This window comes from Flagellimonas halotolerans (assembly GCF_035818535.1).
GTDB classification, from domain to species: Bacteria; Bacteroidota; Bacteroidia; order Flavobacteriales; family Flavobacteriaceae; genus Flagellimonas; species Flagellimonas halotolerans.
This window is the reverse complement of sequence record NZ_JAYKYV010000002.1, coordinates 293,450-315,191: the sequence shown is the minus strand read 5'-3', so window position 1 is coordinate 315,191 and position 21,742 is coordinate 293,450. Positions and strand designations below refer to the sequence as shown.

The following is a 21,742-nucleotide window of genomic DNA, read 5'->3' as shown; positions in this document are numbered from 1 at the left end:
TTATTCCTCCATTAAAAGCTTCATGATTTCTTCTGCGGCAACCTTCCCTTTTTCCTTTAGGAAAGGTCTGGAAGTATTGTCGCCCAATTCAAATACAATGGCAGGCATGCCATGGTGCACGTAAAAGTATTTGCTCGAAACCATGGTCGGGTCAATCTCATCGGAAGCGCTTATGTTGGTTTGCTTTTGAGGTAATCTTTCGCTGATGTTCTCGATCCAATCAAAGATAATTTTCCCTTTTTCACCTGTTACTGTTGTATCAATAGGGTAGTAGATGTCATCCCAAGTGGAGTGGAAATCTGCCCCGAAAACAAAATCGTACGTTTTGTCTTTCTCCACAAGAAAATTTCGAACGTTTCGAGTTTCGGGTTGGTTGAAGTTTTGCCAGTCTCTGTTCAAATCAATACCACCGGTATTATGTCTCCAATGCCCATTGTCTACTCCGTCAGGGTTCATCAAGGGTACCGCAAAAATAGTATGCTCTTGTCTAAACTTCTTAGCTAATTCAGAGTCACCCGAAATGGTTTCAATAAACGATTTCATGGCCAGAAACCCTGTTACCTCAGGTGGATGCTGTCTGGAAATGATCATCAAGGCTTTTTTTGCTGCTTCGTTTTCATTGATTTCCATCAAGTGCATGGTCCTTTTCTCTTTGGAAAGACCAATGGGGTAATTCTCGATAAATGTTTTTTGACTCAAGGAATCTACCCATCCTTTTACTACAGATGATGTGTATAGTTCTTGTGCCGTAACCCATGTCGGATTTTCAGTAACACTTATGGTAATTTCTGCGGATTCTGGGGCCGCTTTAATTCCAAATTCTCCTTCTCCTGATTCGATGGCTTTAAAATTTGTACTGTCCAATGGTGTAAAGTTTTTACCATTGGTACTAATTTTTGGGTAATATCTACTTCTGGAATCTTGGTAATTTAGCTGCACCGTAATATCGCGAGGTTCTTTGGACCAAACTTGAAAAGCATACCAAGGGCTCACATTTATTGGGGTGTTTTCGGCAGTAACCCAAATAGTGTAATGGTCGTCGCCATCGTAGGCCACACCATTTAAACGGGCACCATCAAATTGGTTCGAAAAAAAAGTTGTACTGTCATTAAATGCCCATACGCCTCTCCATTGCTTTTGAATGGGCTTGTCTACCGTGGGCACAACAGGGCTTTTTCCTTGTCCTTGATAACCTGTTTTTTTCTCGGTTTCAGCGGTTTCAGGATTCTTTTTACAGGATGATGTAAGTACCATGGAAAAAAGTATTCCAATGGCAATCAAACTTTTAATACGCATGGTTTTTGAATTATTTGAGTTGGTTTGATTACGAAGGTAGGAACAAGGAATGAAGTAGTACATAAAAAATTATTAATAATATTTCATTTTTTTTTGCATATTTGCACCATTATGAAGTTATAAGAATTATGTCCACGATAGATGTCACCTTTGGCTTAAAGCCAATTATGTAACCGAAATACTTCTGGGTACAGCTGGCATTTCAACACCTTTCACACACATAATTCTTTGATAATGAATCATCAACATACAAATTCATTTAAAAAGTTCATCCATTATTTTTGGATAGCTATTTCTGGTAAAGAAACTGAATTCACCTCAGGCAGCATCCGCAAGGCCATATTTATGCTTTCCATCCCCATGATTTTGGAAATGCTCATGGAGTCCATTTTTGCTTTGGTGGACATTGCTTACGTATCCAAAGTAAGCGTTAATGCCGTGGCCACTATTGGGCTCACAGAATCCGTAATCACTTTGGTGTATGCCTTGGCCATTGGCCTTAGTATGGCCGCCACGGCCGTCGTTGCCCGTAGAATTGGCGAAAAGGATGTGGACGGTGCCAGAATTGCCGCAGTACAAGCCATTAGTTTAGGGGTAGTAATTTCCGTAGTAATTGGAATTATTGGAATCTTCTACGCCAAGGACATTTTGGCTCTAATGGGTGCTGAGCCCGATTTGATTGCAGAGGGCTACGGCTACACCCAATTCTTGATCGGAGGTAACATTACTGTAGTGCTCTTGTTCTTGATTAACGCTATTTTCCGAGGCGCAGGTAATGCATCTATTGCCATGTGGGCCTTGGTTCTTTCCAACGGACTCAATATTATTTTGGACCCCATGTTCATCTTTGGTTTTGGTCCTATTCCGGAAATGGGGGTTAAGGGAGCAGCTGTTGCTACCAACATTGGTAGGGGAACCGCCGTAATTTTTCAGTTAGGAATATTGTTCTTTGGATGGGGTAAAATCAAATTGGTGGCCAAAGATTTAGTCTTGAATTTAAAAGTTATGATCAATTTGATCAAGGTTTCTTTGGGGGGAATCGCTCAATTCTTGATTGGAACCTCCAGTTGGATTTTCCTTATGCGTATCATGTCCGAATTCGGAAGTGAAGTTTTGGCAGGTTACACCATAGCCATAAGGGTGATGATGTTTACCTTAATGCCATCTTGGGGCATGAGCAATGCAGCTGCAACTTTGGTTGGACAAAATCTGGGAGCCAAACAACCAGATAGGGCAGAACAATCTGTATGGAAAACAGGAAAATACAATGCCTGGTTTATGGGAACCGTTTCATTGGGATACCTCATTTTTGCGAATTCTATTATTTCTTGGTTCAACATCACCCCAGCGGTGGTGAAAAGTGGGGCACTTTGTCTTCAAGTAATCTCCATTGGCTATATTTTTTATGCTTACGGTATGGTGGTGACCCAAGCTTTTAATGGGGCAGGGGATACCCGAACCCCGACCAAGATCAATTTGATATCGTTCTGGTTGTTCCAATTGCCATTGGCCTATATATCCGCCTTAGTTTTGGGCTGGGGAGCAACGGGTGTTTTTGTGGCTATCACTTTGGCAGAAGTATTGTTGGCTGTTTTGGCCATGGTATGGTTTAAAAAAGGAAAGTGGAAGAAAGTCCAAGTATGATGGGTTTCGTATCTTTATCCTAAAAATCGGCCAACATGAAAAGCAATAAAAAAGGATTGAATACCATCTGCACCCACGTAGGGGAATTGGAGGATAAAGAATTCAAAGGAGCTGTTTCGCCATTGTACATGAGCACCTCTTACCAATTTGAAGACGTAGCGGTTAAAAGATACCCAAGATACTTTAACACCCCCAATCAAGAAGCACTGTGCAAAAAACTGGCTGCCCTGGAACATGCCGAGGCCGCTTTGATTTTTGGCAGTGGTATGGCCGCCATTAGCACGGCATTGATGACTTTTCTGCAAGCTGGCGACCATGTGGTGCTGCAGCAGACCATTTACGGAGGAACCTATCATTTTGCCGTAAGCCAATTTGAGAGATTTGGCATTGAATATTCCTTTACCACAGGGTGGGAAGTTGAAGATTTCGAAAAAGAAATCAAATCGAACACCAAGGTGCTGTATTTGGAAACCCCTTCCAATCCTTTATTGACGATTACCGATGTAAAAGGAATCGCAAATTTGGCCAAAAAGAAAGGAATCCTGTCCATGATCGATAATACCTTTGCAAGCCCCGTTAATCAAAATCCGATTGATTTTGGAGTGGATGTGGTGGTGCACAGTGCCACAAAATATATGGGAGGACATTCCGATATTTGTGCAGGTGTGGTTGCCGCTTCGCAAGAGAATATGGGTAAGGTGTTCCAAACAGGGATTTGCTTTGGTGGAAGTTTGAGCGATTACACGGTCTGGTTGTTGGAACGAAGCATCAAAACCATGGCCATTCGTGTAAAGGCCCAAAACGAGAATGCAATGAAAATGGCTACCTATCTAAAGCAAAGTAAAGATGTGGATAATGTGTATTACCCAGGCTTGGAAGACCATCCAGGTCACCAATTGGCAAAATCGCAGATGAATGGTTTTGGTGGAATGTTATCGTTTGAATTGACCCCGGAAATAGATGTATCCTTATTTTTTAAGGAACTAAAACTGATAAAACCCTCCATGAGTTTGGCGGGAATTGAAAGTACCGTGCTTTCGCCCACCCAAACATCTCATGCCCTTATGAGCCCGGAGGACAGGGCAAAACAGGGGATAAAGGACTCATTGATTCGTTTTTCTCTCGGCATTGAGGAGATAGAAGATTTAATAGCGGATATTGAACAGGCGATCGCCAAAGTAAAATCCATGACCGTTACCGCATAAAACAATATGAAGTTAGACATTTTAGTTTTCGGTGCACACCCTGATGATGCCGAACTTGGAGCAGGAGCCACTATTGCAAAAGAGGTTTCCAAAGGAAAAAAAGTGGGAATAGTTGATTTGACCCGTGGCGAACTCGGAACCCGTGGCTCAGCCGAAATCAGGGACAAAGAATCAGCTAAAGCCGCAGAAATATTGGGCGTTGCTGTTCGGGAAAACATGGAGTTTGCCGATGGTTTCTTTACAAATGATAAAGAACATCAGTTAGAACTTATCAAAATCATTAGAAAATATAGGCCAGAAATTGTTTTGTGCAATGCCATTGATGACCGCCATATTGATCATGGAAGAGGTAGCAAGTTAGTAAGCGACGCTTGTTTTTTAAGCGGGTTGAGGAAAATTGACACCAAAATGGACGGAGGTGATGAATGGCAGGATGCCTGGAGACCTAAATTGGTCTATCATTTTATTCAATGGAAAAATTTGGAGCCCGATTTTGTAGTGGATGTATCCGGGTTTATCGATAAGAAAACCGAGGCAATCATGGCATACAGCTCCCAATTCTACGATCCAGACAGTGAAGAACCGGAAACACCTATCAGCAGTAAAAATTTTACCGATAGTGTAAATTATAGAGCAAGGGATTTAGGAAGAATTATTGGTGTGGAATATGCGGAAGGCTTTACCGTGGAACGCTATATTGGCGTGGATAGCTTGGAAGATTTAATCTGATCAAGAAGCTTTTTGATACCTACTCTGTGCTTTGGGTACAGTAAAATAAAAGGTTGTGCCCTTACGCGGAATACTTTCCACCCAAATTTCACCATTATTTTTGTGCACCATTTCCTTACATAGCGAAAGGCCAAGACCCGTACCTTTTTCGTTATTGGTACCGTAGGTTGTAATATTGGAAGAATCCTTGAAAATGGAACGCTGCATTTCTGCGGTCATACCAATGCCAGTATCTCGGACGGATACTTGCCACATATCTGACTTTTCCTGTGCTTCAATGGTGATAAGCCCGTTCTCTGGTGTAAACTTTATTGCATTGCTCAGCAGGTTTCGGATAACAATATCAATTTGATTGTTATCGGCCCAAATACGGGGGTTTTCCGGTAGTTGGTTTATAATTTTAATAGATTTACTTTTTGCAATCTCAGATAACAATCGGATGTTATTGCCCACAAGGTATGACAAAGATACCCGTTTAGGCTTGGTGACTACACCATTGAGTTGGTTCAACCCCCAAGATAAAAGGTTGTTTAGGGTAAAGGATATATTTTCCACATCCGTTTTTAGTTTGGGAATAAAGGAAATAAGTTCCTTTGTGGAAATATCACCATCGGTAAACATTTTAAGTATTCCCTGCAACCCACCAATGGGACCTCTAAGATCGTGACCAATAATGGAGAACAGCTTTGTGTTTGTTTTGTTGATTTCGTGGAGTTGGGCCTCCCTTTGGATCACAGCTTCTGATTTATCCTTAAGTTTTTTGTTCAGTTTTTTCTGGATATTCTCACTTCTCCTGATTACAAACAGTATTATACTTAGGATGAAAAGAATGATTATCGAAAAATAGATATAGTTACGCTGCTTGGCAAGGGCCGCTTCATTGGCCTCGATCAGTTCCTGTTTTTCCTGTTCGTAATGAAGCTTGGTCTCTAAAAGTGATAAGCTCTGTTTATTCTTGTCCATGAACAAGGAATCGGATAAGGTTTTAAAAGTCTCTAAATAGGCCAAAGCCTCGGGGTTGTTACCGTTTTTCTTTTGTACTTTGTACAAAGTTTCCGAACAATCAATTTGTCCTTGGAGTGATTTGATTTTTTTTGATAAAGTCAGGCCTTCCTCGGCATATTTTAATGAAAGGCTATCTTTTTCCAATCCAAAATACACTTTGGCCATACCATTCATTAATTCAATTTTTATTCTGTCATCCTCAATTTGATGTTTAAACAGCATGTTGCTTTGGTCGAACCAGTACAGGGCCCATTTATACTTTTTTTGATTTAGGTAAATATCTCCTTTTACCTGATAGGCATAAGCCAACCAATCGTATATTTTATTTTTTTCAAAAGTGTTTATGCTCCTGTTAATGTTGAACATTGCACTTTTGTAATCCTTGGCATCTTTATAGAGCGATGCCATGTTGCTATACGTTTCAGCATCAATTACCTCATTGCCCAGTCTTCTATTTATTTTTTGGACAGTATCGTAGAACATTAGGGCGTTTTTAAAATCTTTTTGATCCGCATACAGCCCAGCAATGTTTTCATTGAGAATAGATAGCATTTGTTGATTGCCCGCTTCCTTTGCTAGGTCAATTCCCTTAAGATTCCAGTTTAGTGCTTCGGCATAATTTCCTTCAAAGCTATAGTTTTGTGCAAGCGTGTTTATTAGGGATACTTCGCACTCTATATTTTCAATTTCCTGCGCCAATTCCAATGCTTCCTTAAAGAGTGGCATTGATTTTTCTCGATTACCTTTACTATAATAGTAATTGCCAAGAGCATCCAAACCTTTTATTTCACCATAGGCATAGTCAATGTCCTTACTGTATTTTAAAACCCTTTCGCCAATGGAGTACAAACTGTCAGTATCCAAATATCTGTAAGAAAAGGCCAAGCGGGACAAAAGGTTAATATGGGAAGTATCTTTTGGGTTGAATCTATTGGTAGATTCCAATCGTTGTAATTTAAAGGCTAGACTATCTCTTTTGCTAGACTGTGCCAAAATAGGTATGGACAAACAAAATGTGAAGGCACAAAGCACTAATTTTGCTAGTGAGCTTTTACGAGTGGATATGAGGTTATTTTCTGACAATGCCTAGGTGAAAATATTTAATGCAAAAATAAATTCAGAGCACCTTTTTAAGAATTAAATGTTGTGAAATGCCCAAAAAAGTGTGTTTGGTCTTAAAAACGTGTATTTAGTCGGTAAATTGTACAGATTTGGTTTAATGTAAGTTACGGGCAGATGTAATGTTACAGAAAAAGAAAGAAGTGAAGACAGGCATAATAAATTAAGGGAAATTGAAAAATCTTTTGGTTGAATCATTACAAAAAAGTATTTTTGCATCCGTTTTAAATGGTGGTTGTAGCTCAGCTGGTTAGAGCGCTGGATTGTGGTTCCAGAGGTCGCCGGTTCGAACCCGGTCTTCCACCCAAAAACTTGAAAAGAATCCCAAACCAGTCTTGGTTTGGGATTTTTTGTTTTTGACTCAATAAAAAAGCCCTCAACATGGAGGGCTTTTAATATGATGTAACCGCAAGTTATTAATCCGAAACTTTATCAACCACCAATCGATTTGGTCTGTTCGCTATTTCCCAAGCGGTATGGAAAATAAGCCGAGTACGGTTTTCCAAAAGATCATAATCTATCTTGTCAGGGGTATCAGTTGGGCGATGATAGTCCGCATGCGTGCCGTTAAAATAGAATATAATCGGAATGTTGTTCTTTGCAAAGTTGTAATGATCGCTCCGGTAATAGAACCTGTTTGGGTCGTTTTCGTCGTTGTAGGTATAATCAAACTCAATATTCGTGTATTTTTTGTTCACTTCTTCCGATAGATTATGGAGTTCTGTGCTCAATTTGTCAGAACCAATGAGATACAAATAGTTTCTCGCTCCCGTATATTTTGGATCTATTCTACCGATCATGTCAATATTAAGGTTGGCGACGGTGTTTTCTAAAGGAAAGACAGGCTCAACATCCGTATAGTATCTGGAACCCAAAAGTCCTTTCTCCTCTCCAGTAACATGCAAGAAAACCAAGGAACGTTTAGGGCCATTGCCTTCATCAGCGGCTTTTTTGAATGCTTGTGCAATCTCCAGCAATGCAACGGTTCCCGAACCATCATCATCGGCACCATTGTTAATTTGTCCATCGGCGGTAATCCCAATATGGTCCAAATGCGAAGAAATAACCACATACTCATCAGGTTTTTCGGAGCCTTTAATAAAGGCAACAACATTTTCGGAGTTTATCGCATCATTGCCACTTGAAATATCCATTGTAATGTTTGTATTAATGGATTTCGGGACATTATCCTCTTCAATATCACTCTTTAGCGTTTTTGCAGCGTCATCATTCAGATAAATCAGAACTTCATCACCCGCATCTGATGCCAATTGCATCCTACCGCTATTGTTGTTTTTCATAAATTGAAAATAGCCCTGAAACCTAGGGAAACTCAGCATATCATAATAGAGAACTCCTAACGCTCCCTTTTCATGGGCAATGTCCCGTTTTTTACCTACCGCTTCAGATGCATTGCTCCAAATCGATTTCTCCATATTTCCTGAAATTGTGTAAACACCATTTTCATTAACAGGTTCGCCCGCTTTTATGAGCACATATTTTCCTTGAACATCAATTTCTTCATAATCGGAATAATCACCATCCTCAATACCGTATCCCACGTAAACAATATTGTTATAGGTTCCTTTGGCTTCGGAAAAAGTTAAAATGTCCTCCCCAAGCTCAAAAGATGTATCGTTTATACGTAAACTTCCCTCCGGAACTTTGGATACTTCCAAAGGAACTTTCTGAAAATAATCACCATTGGATTGGGCAGGGGGCACAGCCAAAGATTCGTAATGTGTTTTTATGTATTCAACTGCTTTTTTTTGACCGGGAGTACCTGTTTCCCTTCCTTCGAACTCATCGGAAGCATAGGTATACAAATGTTCTTTTAAGTCTTCTTGGGTAATTGTTTCCGCATAGGGTACCGGATTTGCCATTGGCTTGGGTTGTGGTGCCTCTAAAACGGTTTTTTGTGAAGAATTACAGGCAAAGGCTAGGCCCAAGACCAATAAGGATAGTTTTTTCATTCGTATGTATGTTTTCAAAATCCTCCAAAAATAGTCAAAAGTTTGAGAAAGAAATGGGAAACATGGATTTGAAATGGTTCTGGTTCAAGCTTGGGCTCAAGTTCAAGTTCCAAATGCCTAGTTTCAAATTCCAAATAACAAAAACCTGAAACCCCAAACCATACATACCAAAAACTCTAAATTTTTCCTGCCCTTTATGTATCTTGGCGCTTCTTTTAATGATGTTGCAATGGGCAAGAATAAAAGTGTAATCGTAGTCGGAGGTGGTATCGTGGGACTTTCCACGGCTTATTTTTTACATAAGGCAGGGCACCAGGTAACAGTATTGGACAAATCGGACATTAGTTCTGGAGCTTCGTTTGTAAATGCGGGCTATCTTACCCCGAGCCATATCGTTTCCTTAGCTTCGCCAGGTATGATTACACAGGGGTTGAAGTATATGTTCAATTCTTCCAGCCCTTTTTATATGAAGCCACGGCTGGATCCCGACTTTATTCGATGGGCATGGCTTTTTAAAAAATCGGCCACCCAAACCAAGGTAGAACGGTCCATGTCTGTTATTCGAGACATCAACCTTTTGAGCAGGGAATTGTATGAAGAGATACAAGTTTCAGGTGACTTGGGGGATTTTCAAATAGGTAATCAAGGTTTGATGATGGTGTATCAAACCGAGAAAGCCCGCGACCACGAAATGAAGGTGGTGGAAAAAGCAGCCAAAATGGGTTTGGTGGGCAAACACCTTTCCAAATCAGACTTAAAAAAAATAGAACCCCATGTAGATTTTAATGCAGAAGGAGCCATACTTTGGGAGTGCGACAGACATACCACACCACCGCTTATCATGAAAAGAATGGTGGAGTATCTGGAGAAGTCCGGAGTGGATATTCATAAAAATGAGGGCGTAACAGATGTATCTCTTTCAGATGGAAAAGTAACTGGGATTACCACCCAAAAAACATTCTACAAAGCGGACGAAGTAGTTTTCGCTGCGGGGTCATGGACTTCCGAGCTTTCAAAAAAATTGAGTTTAAAATTGCCATTGCAAGCGGGAAAGGGGTACAGAATCAATGTAGAAGAGCCGACAAATATTACCATGCCCGCCATTTTAATGGAGAAGAAAATAGCGGTTACTCCCATGGAAGGATTTACCCGTTTTGCGGGAACCATGGAATTTTCCGGAATTAACCATACCATCCGAAAGGAAAGGGTAGGGGCCATTGCCAAAGGTGTTGAAGGATATTACAACGGGTTCCAGATTCCCGAAGAAGCCAAGAACAATGCAAAATGTGGCCTACGGCCCGTATCGCCCGATGGTCTTCCGTACATTGGAAAGCCCAAGAACATTCACAACTTGACAATTGCAACAGGTCATGCCATGATGGGATGGAGCATGGGCCCTGCAACAGGTAAATTGGTTACGGAACTTATTTCAGGTGATAAATTGTCCATGGATATTTCACCTTTTGCCACCGAACGTAAATTTTAGGTGATTTCTTGCCGATAGGGGCATGATATATGTGGTTTAGATTTTTCAGTTGCGTTTTTAACGACTAATTTTACAACATGAAAAAACACTACACCATTTTTCTACTTTTTTCATTCTTCCAGATTGTTGGAATGTGGTCCCAAGAGGTGCAAATCTTTACTGTGAAAGATTTTGATTTGAAGGGCAAGGTGAAATCCTGTCTTGTTACCACCGATTATGGAAAGGAGTTGTTTGAGTTTGATAGGCAGGGTATTTTGACCAAAACCGTGACCCAATACAACGATACCGACCAAGACATTACCTATTATAAATATGATAATGGTGAATTGGTCGAAAAGCGTATGGAAAGTTATAAGAACAATGTGCTGGACGAATCCACTTCTATGGTAAATTTTTATGAGATTGATACGGTTCCCAACCGAAAAGTAACTGAGAAAATCATTTCGTACGATAAACAGTTCTTGGAGCAACAGCAATACCATTATGATGATGAGGGTAAATTAACCCGTATTATATCATCCAATGGCGAGGGCGTGGACGAGACAACTTTTGAATATGTTCAAGTTAAAAATGAGTGTACTGTGAGCACCTTTACGAACGGAGTTCTTCAAAAAGCAGTTAGAACTTCTACCAAAAAAGGACCAAACGGCACCCAAGAAGTAGTTTTGACCAAGGAATATATTGACGGTGAACCCAATACGGCCCACGAAGAGGTTTTTGACAGCAAGGGAAAGTTGGTGACCAGTGAAGACTTTTTGTACGATGTGGCCGAGAAAGAGTTTGTATCGCAAAGAAAACGCTATTACTATTACTCCGATGGCAAATTGAGCAGAATGGTTAAGAAAACTATCAATACCGAGTCTACGGACAAGTATATTTTTCAGTTTGACAGCCATACCCCCAGCAATTGGGTAAAGCAAATAGTTACCCCTGACAACACTTATATTACAAGAACCATTGAATATTATAAAGAAGAGGCGCCCGACGATGAAACTTCCAATTAGAAGTTAAATCAAATCTTTGATGATACTGGGCTTTATTTCGTGCCCTCCTTCAAATATGGTAGTTTCCGCATTACTTTGGAACAACTTGTCAATTTTGATTCTCTCGCCTTTAAGTCGGTCTGGGGTCAGGAATTCATCTTGGTTGCCATAAATTATTTTTATTTCGGTGGAACTGTAATCCATAAACTCAAAATCTTCAGTAGTAAGTTCGTTCGGAATGCCACCTGCATATAAAACGACCAGCTTGCAATTTGCTTTTTTACTTGCCAACCATCGGCTGGCTATGGAAACGCCTTGTGAAAACCCAAAAAGGATAAGATTCACATCTTCTGGAATATTTTCTGCTTCAAGAACGGCATCAATATAGTTGAGCACGTTTTTTACTTCCATTGATGTATTTTCCCTGGTCAACCAACTGGCACCAACATATTTGTACTCGTTCTTCAAATAATATTTGGATGGGGCTTGGGGAACAATAATGTAGTTTTCCTCAGTATTCAAAACATTAAAATATTTTACAAAATAACGGCTCAAATAGCCAATTCCATGAAAAACCAACCATACATTTTTAGTTTTTTGGGTTAATTCATTCTGCGTTAGATAAGTATTTTCGGTAGTGTAGGTAACGGTCTTCTCTGTGTTGGACATGATTGAGGTCTCTTGATTTAGCTATTGCCAAAGCTTTGTGTAATTTTACAAAAAAAAGAAAGATGAACGAGCATAAAGAGAAGATTCTGTCCGTTTGCAACGAGATTTGCAAAGGCACATTAATGGAAACATTGGATATTACCTATATTGATGTCGGCGAAAATTTTCTCTTGGCCAAAATGCCCGTAACACCCAAGGTGCACCAACCCGATGGTGTATTGCATGGCGGTGCATCCGTAGCACTTGCCGAAAGTGTGGGGAGTGCAGCATCCTATATTTTCTTGGACGGACAAAAGTTTTTTGTTCGCGGTATCGAGATTGCCGCCAACCACGTTCGCTCCATAAAAGAAGGCTTTGTGTATGCCAAGGCATCCATTCTCCATAAGGGTAGGACCACTCAACTTTGGGAAATAAAAATTACCGACGAACAGGACCGTTTGATTTCCAACTGTAAACTAACCACCATTGCACTACCCAGAAAATAAAGCCCTCGAAGATATTTTAGAAAGGGCAGGGGCTTGTTTGGAAAAAGGGTCACCCTTTGTAGTTTACCGAAAGCCAAATAAGACAAATATTGTCGGCGTATTTCAGTCGGGCAATGTACTCCATTATTCCAAAGATTTTACGGAAAAAGGTTTTGTTTTCGCCCCTTTTAGTTCAGAGGATAAAGTGGTTTTGATTCAACCTGATAAGGTTTGGCAAGGAGAGTTTCATCCTGAAAAATCACAAAAAGCAAACACGATTACTTTGGATGAATCGGGGAAAGACGCCCATATCCAATTGATTGAAAATGGAATCAAGGAAATTGAAAAGGGCAGGCTACAAAAAGTAGTGCTCTCTAGAAAAATTGAGGTTTCCATCACAAAATCTCCCGTCAAAATCTTTAAAACACTTCTTAAAAAATACCCTAATGCTTTTGGATACCTTCTTCATCACCCCAAAGTAGGGACTTGGTGTGGTGCAACGCCTGAAACTTTGGTTAAAGTAAAGGACAAGAAATTACAAACCATGTCCTTGGCCGCCACTTTACCTTATATTCAGAATGAAGATCCTAAATGGGGCAACAAAGAGATTGAGGAACAGCAAATGGTATCCGAGTATATTGGCGACAAATTGGCACATACCATGGAACGGCTGGAAATTGATGAGGCCGAGTCCGTACGTGCAGGTAATTTGTGGCATTTGCGTTCGGAGGTGCGTGGAACCATGCTACCCAACCTGAATGTCAAAGAAGTAATCAGGGCCCTGCACCCAACTCCTGCGGTCTGTGGAATACCCTCGGAAGAAGCGCAACAATTTATTAAAGCTAACGAGAACTATAAAAGAACGTTTTACACAGGCTTTTTGGGGGAACTGAATTTATGTTCCCGAGGAGAACTGTCCTTGTTTGTAAACCTTCGTTGCATGCAATTGGAGGATGGTAAGGCTTTCATTTTTGTTGGGGGAGGAATCACCGAGGCCTCCGACCCGGAAAGTGAATGGATGGAGACCCAAAACAAAAGCAAGACCATGTTGGGCATCTTGTAAATTGATGTTTTACTAGCATAGTTTTACCATCAAGATGATGTATTTTTGTAGTTAATGACGTACTCAGATATACCTTCCGCACAAACCTTGGTTTTGTATTTTAAATCAAGGGGCGTTAAAAATATAGTTATCTCACCGGGGTCCAGAAATGCCCCTTTGACCATCAGTTTTACCAAAAACCCTTTTTTTAAATGTTACAGCATTGTAGATGAGCGTTGTGCTGCTTTTTTTGCCATGGGTATGGCGCAACATTTGCAGGAACCGGTTGCGGTAATCTGTTCATCGGGCAGTGCCATATTGAATTTTTATCCAGCCGTTGCCGAAGCTTTTTACAGTGATATTCCCTTAATCGTAGTTTCTGCGGATAGACCAAGCTACCGAATTGATATTGGTGACGGGCAAACGATCCGACAGGAAAATATACTGGAAAAGCATATTGGGTATTCCGCTAATTTGAAGCAGGATGTTTCCCATGCTACGGATGCCATTTCAAAATTTAGTAAGTCCTTATTAAACGAAAAGCAGGAAGAGATACAATCGTACAATGAACGGGAAATTGCCAAGGCTCTTGCGCTAGCTTTTGATGAAACGTGTCCGGTTCATATCAATGTTCCGTTTGAGGAGCCTTTGTACGGCAGGACAGAGGAGCCTTCGGTGCAAATTAAAGATGATGGAAAATACTTGGAACAAAAATCTTCAAGCGAGGAGAATTGGGTCGAATTAGCGAAGGTTTGGAACAATAGTGCACGAAAACTGGTTTTGGTGGGCGTAAACCAACCCAGCGCGATTGAAGCAGAAGTTTTGGAAAGCTTGGCACAGGACCCAAACACATTGGTGTTTACCGAAACCACATCCAATTTGCACCATCCGGAATTCTTCGAAAGTATTGATAGTATTATTGCGCCAATTGAAAAATCCAAAAACAGAGAAAAACTTTTTACAGCTTTGCAACCAGAGCTTTTGGTAACTTTTGGAGGATTGATTGTTTCCAAAAAAATAAAGGCATTTTTACGGGAATATAAGCCCAAGCAACATTGGCACATCGACTCCAAAAAGGCTAACGACACTTTTTATTGCTTAACAAGGCACATCAAGACAAATCCCAATCTGTTTTTCAAAAAAATTGTTTTGGAAAATAGCAATCCAGCAAGCGATTACAAGGCGTTTTGGGAAAGCAAAACGAATAAGTACGAAGCAAAACGAGATGCCTATCTTAAGAAAATTCCATTTTCCGATTTTAGCGTTTTTGATCGTATCATCGAAAACATACCCAAAGGGTATCAGGTGCACTTGGCAAACAGTTCCACGGTGAGGTATGCGCAGCTTTTTCCTTTGGACGCATCATTGAAAGTATTCTGCAACCGGGGCACAAGTGGTATAGACGGTACTACATCAACAGCCGTGGGAAGTTCTATTTACAGTAAAGAACCGACTGTGTTGTTTACAGGCGACCTAAGCTTTTTTTACGACAGCAATGCCTTGTGGAACAACTATATACGTCCAGATTTTAGGATTGTGCTCATCAATAATTCGGGTGGTGGAATTTTTAGGATATTACCAGGCATGGAGGAAACGGAAGAGTTTGAGACCTTTTTTGAGACCAATCACGAATTATCGGCCCAGCACTTGGCCAATATGTACGGTTTTGAACATATTACTGCCCAAAATCAAACAGAACTGAAACAAGGTTTGGCAGAATTCTATTCAAAATCGGACAAACCGAAAATCTTGGAAGTCACAACACCACGAGTATTGAACAATAAAATTTTGCTTGGGTACTTCGATTTCATATCTTAGGCCTTAGCTATAAATTAATTAAGAATACTGACCAATTATGAGCAAAAGAGACGAACTGATCGAAAAATACGCAGCCGACATCAAAAGTAAATTCGGGCAAGCACCAGACATGGATTTGTTGACCAAAGTGGCTGTAGGACTGGGTCCTGCAATTTATAATTTAGATGCCTCCAAAGTTTCAGGTTCCGATGAGAAGGAATTGGAGACGGTTAAAAACAATTTCTTGATCAAAAAATTGGGTCTTGCCGAAACACCAGCATTGATGGAATCTATCAATAGTGTTATTGATGCGTACGGAAAGTCAGAAAAGAACAAACACCGCGCTGTAATTTACTATATGTTGACCAAGCATTTTGGAAAAGAATCGGTTTATAATTAGTGGTATTTATTATTTTTAATAAAATTAATAGGTTAATACAGTTAAGAAGGGCTGCTCTTGAAGGGCAGCTTTTTTTAGACCCATAATTTACAGCTACCTTTGCCGAATGATAGAATTGGGAAACTACAATACCCTTAAGGTGCTAAGAAGCACCAGTATAGGACTTTTTTTGGGAGATGATGAGGGCACGGAAATACTTTTACCGAACAAATATGTGCCCGAAGATTTTGAAATAGATCAAGATTTGGAAGTGTTCTGTTATCTGGACAATGCCGAACGGCCCATATCCACAACCTTAAAACCGAAGATTGTTCGGAACGGTTTTGCCTATTTGGAAGTGGTTGAAGTTGGGAATTACGGCGCTTTTTTGGATTGGGGGCTGGAAAAACACCTACTTGTTCCCTTTAGGGAACAGTCCGAAAGGATGGAGGGGAGAAACAAATACATTGTTCATTGTTATATGGATGATGAAAGCATGCGTCTCACTGGATCTAGCCGGGTGGATAAGTTCCTTTCCAACGAAAATGTAGAATACGAGCAGAATGATCAAGTTGACCTTTTGGTCTATCGGAAAACTCCGTTGGGTTGGGAAGTAATAGTGGATGACAGGCACAAGGGGCTTATATTTGACAGCGATATTTTTAAACCCATCGCTATCGGCGACCGTTTAAGGGGATTCATTAAAAATGTACGGGACGATAAAAAGATAGATATATCCTTACAGCCCATTGGAGCCAAAATGTTGGAACCAACAGCCAAAATAATTTTGGAAAAACTAGAGGAGAACAACGGTTTTTTGCCTTTGCACGATAAATCATCACCGGAAGACATCAAGAAAATCTTGCACTTGAGCAAGAAGGCTTTTAAAAAGGGAGCGGGCATTTTGTACCGACAGCGCAAAATCAATATTCAGGATGACGGGATTCATTTATTGTGATGAAAACCTTGTTGATACCAGTTTCTTTCAAGCTTTCGAGCAGTAAAGTTTTTTTCTTTGGACAAAAATCCTATTTTTGTAAGGATTCATATTAACTTATTGGTTGTTATGTTTTTAGCATAACATATAACATAAAACTCCTCCACAGCATGCCTTTTATTGAAGAAAGCGATTTGTTGGACCTTCATAAGGATATAGATAAGGCCCAGATTATAAACGAAAGACTGCTCGATCAGATAAAGTTCAAGAACAAAGATCTTCGTAAAATTAAACTACAGCGGAACATTCTTTTGAGTTTCGTGGGGCTGTTCGTGATCGGTACCTTGGCCATTACATCTTTTACTGCAGGCCTTAGTAGCAAGCAATCTTTCGAAAATCAAAGTAATGTACTTGTTTCCATAGATAGTTTGGATGTAATCAAGGCTAGGATAGATAACCTTAGGTCCCAGAACGAAGAGCTCAGTTTGGTAAAGGAGTTTTACTTGGCCAAAGAGTTTTTGAACAAGGAAAAAATTTATTCAGTTCAGGTAAAATCTTTTGTGGAAAACAATGTAACCTTGGCTTCCGAAGCATTGACCAACACCCTTTTTGTAAAGACCAATCCGTTTTATGCCTATTCCCTTGGTAATTTTGAAACCTTGGAAGAAGCTCAAAAATTTAGGCAGCAATTGGTTCAAATGGGTTTCCAAGATGCATTTGTTGCATCGTACAAGGATGGTCAAAGAGTTAAAATAGAAGATCCGTATTAATCTTGGGAAACACAAAGGCTTGGGTACAGGCTGCTAGACTGCGCACACTCCCTCTTTCTTTATCTGGAATAATTGTAGGCACCGCCTTGGCCATGTTGGAAGGTCAATTTGAACTGCCCATCTTTATTTTGGCCCTGTTGACCACTGTTGGTTTTCAGGTAACCTCCAATTTTGCCAACGATTATGGCGACGGTGTAAAGGGAACGGACAACGAGGATAGAATTGGTCCGGCACGGGCAATACAAAGTGGAACCATTACCAAAAGGGCATTAAAAAAGGGCATAGTTGCATCTATAATTATTAGCTTGTTGATTGCCTTGGCTCTTATTTATTTGGCGTTTGGCTTGGAAAATGTACCCTACATACTTCTTTTTTTACTATTGGGTCTATTGAGTATTTGGGCCGCCATTACATATACCGTAGGGGCCAATGCGTATGGATATAGGGGTATGGGAGACCTATTTGTATTCCTTTTCTTTGGTTTGTTGGGCGTACTGGGCAGTATGTTTCTCTATACAAAATCTTTGGGATGGTCCTCGCTTTTGCCCGCAATCTCCATCGGTCTTTTGTGCGTAGCCGTGTTGAACTTGAACAACCTCAGAGATATAGTCTCCGATAAAAAGCATGGCAAGATTACTATGGTGGTTAAAATGGGTTTTAAGAATGGAAAACGCTACCATTTCCTTTTGATTTTTATGGCCTTGATCAGTTTTGCATTATATCTTTGGATGGAGGACTTTGATTGGAAACAATCCTTCTTTATGGTGGCCTTTGTGCCATTATTGATCCATTTACGAAAAGTGATGATGACCAAAGATCCGGGGGAATTGGACATCGAATTAAAAAAAGTGGCACTCAGCACTTTTTTATTGGCGTTGTTATTCTTAATTTCTGTTAATATTTTTTTGTAAATTTGATTTACAACCAAATAAACTTAAAGGAACCTTGGAACATCCGATAAAAATTTTAATCGTAGAGGATAATGTCATCATAGCTGATGACATGCAATCCATGCTAGAGGAAATCGGCTATGAAATTGTTGACAATGTCATAGTTTACGAGCAAGCAGTAGATGTCTTAAAGAACAATCATGTTGATTTGGTGCTCATCGATATCATTTTGGCATCGGACAAAACAGGTATCGACCTTGGCAAACATATCCGGGACACATATAACATTCCTTTCATATTCGTTACATCCAACTCAGATCGGGCCACCGTTGAAAATGCCAAAACGGTAAAACCGGACGGATATTTGGTGAAACCCTTTGAGCAACAAGACCTTTATACGTCAATAGAGATTGCGTTATCCAACTTTAACTATGCCAAAAAAGGAATAGACAAAGTAGCGGACGAAGCCGATGAAATTACTTCCAACTCCGTTTTAAAGGATTCCATCTTTGTAAAAAAACAACATCTGTACTATAGGATCCAGTTTTGTGATATCCAATTTATAAAGGCGGACAATGTTTATTTGGAAGTTAATACGGCCGATAAAAAGTTTTTGGTACGATCCCCCTTAAAGGATTATTTGGAAAAATTGCCAAAGAACAAGTTCTATAGGGCCCATAAATCCTACATTGTCAATGTTGACCACATTGATGCCATCAACTCCAAGGATATTATGATCAACAACAATCTGATTCCGATTTCCAAGGATTTTAAAGAATTTATATTGTCATCCATGAACAGTTAATGTTAGTTGGAACATACCATATACAAGTGCCTTTAGGGGCACTTTTTTTTTGTGGCAACATTTTTTAAAGGGGGAGACAACAATTTTTAAGGAGTTCACAACAATATTTTTTATACAATGCCTTACGCCCATACTTTAGCAGTGTTAATAAATCAGAAAGTAATTTTTTCATTTTCATATAGTGTTCTCGTAAAAGGGTCTTGTTGTAAAAAGCAGGACCTTTTTCAATTTTATGCTCTTTGTGCCAATCCAAATATTCCATAAAAAGCACAAAACATCGACAAAATGCATTTTGACATACAGAAATTCTGTTTTCACAACAGAAAACAACACTTTCACAACAATAGTGGTCAACTCTTTCCTATTGGATTTAATTTTGTGGGAAAACTAACGTTCTTTATATACCCCATACGTTGCAATTCGGTACAATGTTCCGTTTTTTGAATTGAATTGGATGTCGGGGCAATAAAGGAAAAAAGGGCACGATAATAATATAGGGCCCGCGGAAACAATCCGTGGTCGCTATATCAATTAAATTAATGGGACGTTACGTAAAATTTTTATTTACCACGGTATTTTTTGTTTTTCTTTTCAATTCATCTGCACAAAACGCTGTAGATGAAGAGGAAAGTGTCCTCAAAGAGTTTCAGGATACCGACCAAGCTTCTCAGCGGTTTGAGGTTTTTTTCAATTCCTTGGATCGGTACAATGTAAATTCTGCCTACGATTGGTTGGATACCATCAAAATTTATTTGGCCAACGCCCAAAAAACTCAAGATACTACAGCTTCGCACCTTTACCAAGTAATGCAGGCACAGGTGTACAACGATTTGGGCGAATATGATAAAAGCACAGCCTTGGCTATGGAACTGTACGAGATTAAGGATTCCTTGGATGCTGACTCCCGGCGAATAGTTTTGGATGTCCTCGATGATAACTACGCCAACCTCCAATTGTTTGATAAACAGATTGAAATCCGAAAACAAAAGCGCGAGCTTGGATTGACCAATAATGTTTCTTTTTACGACATCTACAGCAATCTAGGATTGTATAGAAAAGCCCGTAACCAATATATAATGGAGGTAAAGCCAACCATTGCGGACAACGATTCCTATGGTTTGGCAAAATACCATAGTAAGGTGGGCAACTATTTAAGGTTGGACGACTCTGCACCGACGGCCTTGAGCGAATTAAAAAAAGCAAAGGCTTATTTGGATGTGTATATCAACGATATTTCTACCCAAAAAAGTGAATCGGATATATTTGAAAGTAATCTGTTAAAGGCAGAAATAGAGGGGAACATTGCAAAATGTCATGTAATGCTTGGCGAATATGAAGAGGCAATCCCACTTTTGGAAACCAGTATAGAAACCTTAAATAAATCACCAAATAATAAGGATCAAAGCGAAGTTGTGGAAAACACCCTTTACTTGGCCGAGGCCAATTTGCAAATGGATCGTTTTTCTGCGGCAAAAAAATATTTAGACGTTGAGTTCGACAATATCTCGGTGCTCCAGACCATAAAAAAGAACAGTTTGCTGGCAGCTTTTTATGACAAGGTCGAAAACTATAAAAACGCCTCGATCTATTACAAGCGTAATGAAAGAATCAAGGATTCGTTATCAAAAAAACAATCAGCACTTATAAAACAACAATTGGTCACCATTGTTGCCAACGAGGACTTGGAAAATTCCCAAAGGCTCATAGATGAGCAAAAAAGAATAAACGAACTGGCCCGTAGCGAGATGAAAGCCAAGGATGAACGAATCAACTTGGTGTTCATTTCCTTGATATTTACCCTTTTGGGCTTTGCTGGATTGGTATATGCCTATTTAAAGAGTATCAAAAACCAACGATTGATCGCCGAACAGAAGCATATTATTGAAAACTCCCTTGTGGAAAAAGATTCTCTTTTAAAAGAGATTCACCATAGGGTAAAGAACAACCTGCAAATGGTAAGCAGTTTGTTGAGCCTACAGACCAAGAACACGCGAAGCAAAGCTGCGATTGTGGCTCTGGAAGAAGGCAAGAGCAGGGTAAAGGCCATGGCTTTGATCCATCAAAAATTGTATCAGAACGATGACCTTTCGGTGATAGAAATGCAAGGATACATCGAGAGTTTGATCAACAGTGTGCAATCCGTCTACAAAAAAGGAGGTCACAACATCAGCATTACCATTGATGCAGAAGGCACCGAACTGGACATTGATCGGGCGATTCCCTTTGGCTTGATTTTGAACGAACTTGTATCCAATTCTTTCAAGTACGCCTTTCCCGATAACGATGACAACGGTAAAATCTACATCCACCTGCGTAAAAACGGTGATCAAGGCTATTTTGAATATACCGACAATGGTATAGGGCTACCGGAAGATACCGATGAACGTGCCCACTCCTCCATGGGCATTCGCCTTATCAACCGATTGGTGAATCAACTTCAATCCAAATTGAACATAGATAGGGAAGTTGAAGGGGTACGGTTTTGGTTCAACTTTAGTTGATTTATTTTTCTCTCGCTAAAGGGATATTCAAATAATGATACTTAAATT

Annotated in this window: 18 protein-coding genes and 1 tRNA gene; 15 read left to right on the top strand and 4 right to left on the bottom strand. The window is 39.9% G+C overall.

Annotated elements, in window-relative coordinates; all coding sequences use genetic code 11:
* Positions 1-1,296 carry a M14 family metallopeptidase gene (locus VM932_RS04600; RefSeq protein WP_326277377.1) on the bottom strand — a complete coding sequence of 432 codons (1,296 nt, stop codon included), beginning with the start codon at positions 1,294-1,296 and terminating at the stop codon, positions 1-3.
* Positions 1,297-1,530: 234 nt separating this feature from the next.
* Between VM932_RS04600 and VM932_RS04595 the strand changes: the two genes are divergently transcribed.
* Genes VM932_RS04595 through bshB1 form a run of 3 tightly spaced genes read left to right on the top strand, consistent with a single transcriptional unit; the run spans position 1,531 to position 4,874 of the window.
* On the top strand, positions 1,531-2,940 hold the full coding sequence (locus VM932_RS04595) for an MATE family efflux transporter (protein ID WP_326277376.1): 1,410 nt from the start codon (positions 1,531-1,533) through the stop codon (positions 2,938-2,940).
* 35 nt (positions 2,941-2,975) lie between these two features.
* Positions 2,976-4,145, top strand: a complete 1,170-nt coding sequence (locus VM932_RS04590; RefSeq protein ID WP_326277375.1) for a trans-sulfuration enzyme family protein — start codon at positions 2,976-2,978, stop codon at positions 4,143-4,145.
* 6 nt (positions 4,146-4,151) lie between these two features.
* Entirely contained in the window at positions 4,152-4,874 is a 723-nt protein-coding gene (gene bshB1 / locus VM932_RS04585; protein ID WP_293162775.1) for a bacillithiol biosynthesis deacetylase BshB1, read from the top strand.
* On the opposite strand, the gene VM932_RS04580 is transcribed toward bshB1, so the two are convergent.
* Positions 4,875-6,824, bottom strand: coding sequence for a tetratricopeptide repeat-containing sensor histidine kinase (locus tag VM932_RS04580; RefSeq protein WP_326277374.1), 1,950 nt, complete (start codon positions 6,822-6,824; stop codon positions 4,875-4,877).
* A gap of 404 nt (positions 6,825-7,228) precedes the next feature.
* Between VM932_RS04580 and VM932_RS04575 the strand changes: the two genes are divergently transcribed.
* A tRNA-His gene (locus VM932_RS04575) sits at positions 7,229-7,304 on the top strand.
* Between the two features lie 110 nt (positions 7,305-7,414).
* Here the strand turns inward: VM932_RS04575 and VM932_RS04570 are convergent.
* Positions 7,415-8,971: a M28 family peptidase gene (locus tag VM932_RS04570; protein ID WP_326277373.1), complete on the bottom strand. Its 1,557-nt coding sequence runs from the start codon at positions 8,969-8,971 to the stop codon at positions 7,415-7,417.
* 229 nt (positions 8,972-9,200) lie between these two features.
* Between VM932_RS04570 and VM932_RS04565 the strand changes: the two genes are divergently transcribed.
* Both VM932_RS04565 and VM932_RS04560 read left to right on the top strand, forming a co-directional pair.
* Positions 9,201-10,457: an NAD(P)/FAD-dependent oxidoreductase gene (locus VM932_RS04565; protein WP_326277372.1), complete on the top strand. Its 1,257-nt coding sequence runs from the start codon at positions 9,201-9,203 to the stop codon at positions 10,455-10,457.
* Positions 10,458-10,534: 77 nt separating this feature from the next.
* The gene (locus VM932_RS04560) at positions 10,535-11,461 is read left to right on the top strand and encodes a hypothetical protein (protein WP_326277371.1); all 927 of its coding nucleotides are present in this window, start codon (positions 10,535-10,537) and stop codon (positions 11,459-11,461) included.
* 3 nt (positions 11,462-11,464) lie between these two features.
* Here VM932_RS04560 and VM932_RS04555 read toward each other — a convergent pair whose 3' ends face one another.
* Positions 11,465-12,109, bottom strand: coding sequence for an alpha/beta hydrolase (locus VM932_RS04555; RefSeq protein ID WP_326277370.1), 645 nt, complete (start codon positions 12,107-12,109; stop codon positions 11,465-11,467).
* Positions 12,110-12,171: 62 nt separating this feature from the next.
* Here VM932_RS04555 and VM932_RS04550 point away from each other — a divergent pair, with 62 nt between their 5' ends.
* From VM932_RS04550 to VM932_RS04510, 9 genes are all read left to right on the top strand, one after another.
* Positions 12,172-12,594 carry a PaaI family thioesterase gene (locus tag VM932_RS04550; protein WP_326277369.1) on the top strand — a complete coding sequence of 141 codons (423 nt, stop codon included), beginning with the start codon at positions 12,172-12,174 and terminating at the stop codon, positions 12,592-12,594.
* Entirely contained in the window at positions 12,575-13,636 is a 1,062-nt protein-coding gene (locus VM932_RS04545) for a chorismate-binding protein (RefSeq protein WP_326277368.1), read from the top strand. The genes VM932_RS04550 and VM932_RS04545 overlap by 20 nt, the downstream gene beginning before the upstream one ends.
* Positions 13,637-13,690: 54 nt before the next feature.
* Positions 13,691-15,433: a 2-succinyl-5-enolpyruvyl-6-hydroxy-3-cyclohexene-1-carboxylic-acid synthase gene (gene menD, locus VM932_RS04540; protein ID WP_326277367.1), complete on the top strand. Its 1,743-nt coding sequence runs from the start codon at positions 13,691-13,693 to the stop codon at positions 15,431-15,433.
* A gap of 37 nt (positions 15,434-15,470) precedes the next feature.
* Positions 15,471-15,812, top strand: a complete 342-nt coding sequence (locus VM932_RS04535) for a DUF2853 family protein (RefSeq protein ID WP_326277366.1) — start codon at positions 15,471-15,473, stop codon at positions 15,810-15,812.
* A gap of 106 nt (positions 15,813-15,918) precedes the next feature.
* The gene (locus tag VM932_RS04530; protein WP_326277365.1) at positions 15,919-16,749 is read left to right on the top strand and encodes a CvfB family protein; all 831 of its coding nucleotides are present in this window, start codon (positions 15,919-15,921) and stop codon (positions 16,747-16,749) included.
* A 149-nt stretch (positions 16,750-16,898) separates the two neighbouring features.
* Positions 16,899-17,498: an SPOR domain-containing protein gene (locus VM932_RS04525; RefSeq protein WP_326277364.1), complete on the top strand. Its 600-nt coding sequence runs from the start codon at positions 16,899-16,901 to the stop codon at positions 17,496-17,498.
* Between the two features lie 2 nt (positions 17,499-17,500).
* Positions 17,501-18,409, top strand: coding sequence for a 1,4-dihydroxy-2-naphthoate octaprenyltransferase (menA, locus tag VM932_RS04520; RefSeq protein ID WP_326277363.1), 909 nt, complete (start codon positions 17,501-17,503; stop codon positions 18,407-18,409).
* A gap of 34 nt (positions 18,410-18,443) precedes the next feature.
* Positions 18,444-19,193 (top strand): LytR/AlgR family response regulator transcription factor, encoded by a 750-nt coding sequence (locus VM932_RS04515; RefSeq protein ID WP_014034279.1) that lies wholly within the window; start codon positions 18,444-18,446, stop codon positions 19,191-19,193.
* 539 nt (positions 19,194-19,732) lie between these two features.
* Positions 19,733-21,694, top strand: a complete 1,962-nt coding sequence (locus VM932_RS04510) for a sensor histidine kinase (protein ID WP_326277362.1) — start codon at positions 19,733-19,735, stop codon at positions 21,692-21,694.
* Positions 21,695-21,742 lie beyond the last annotated feature (48 nt).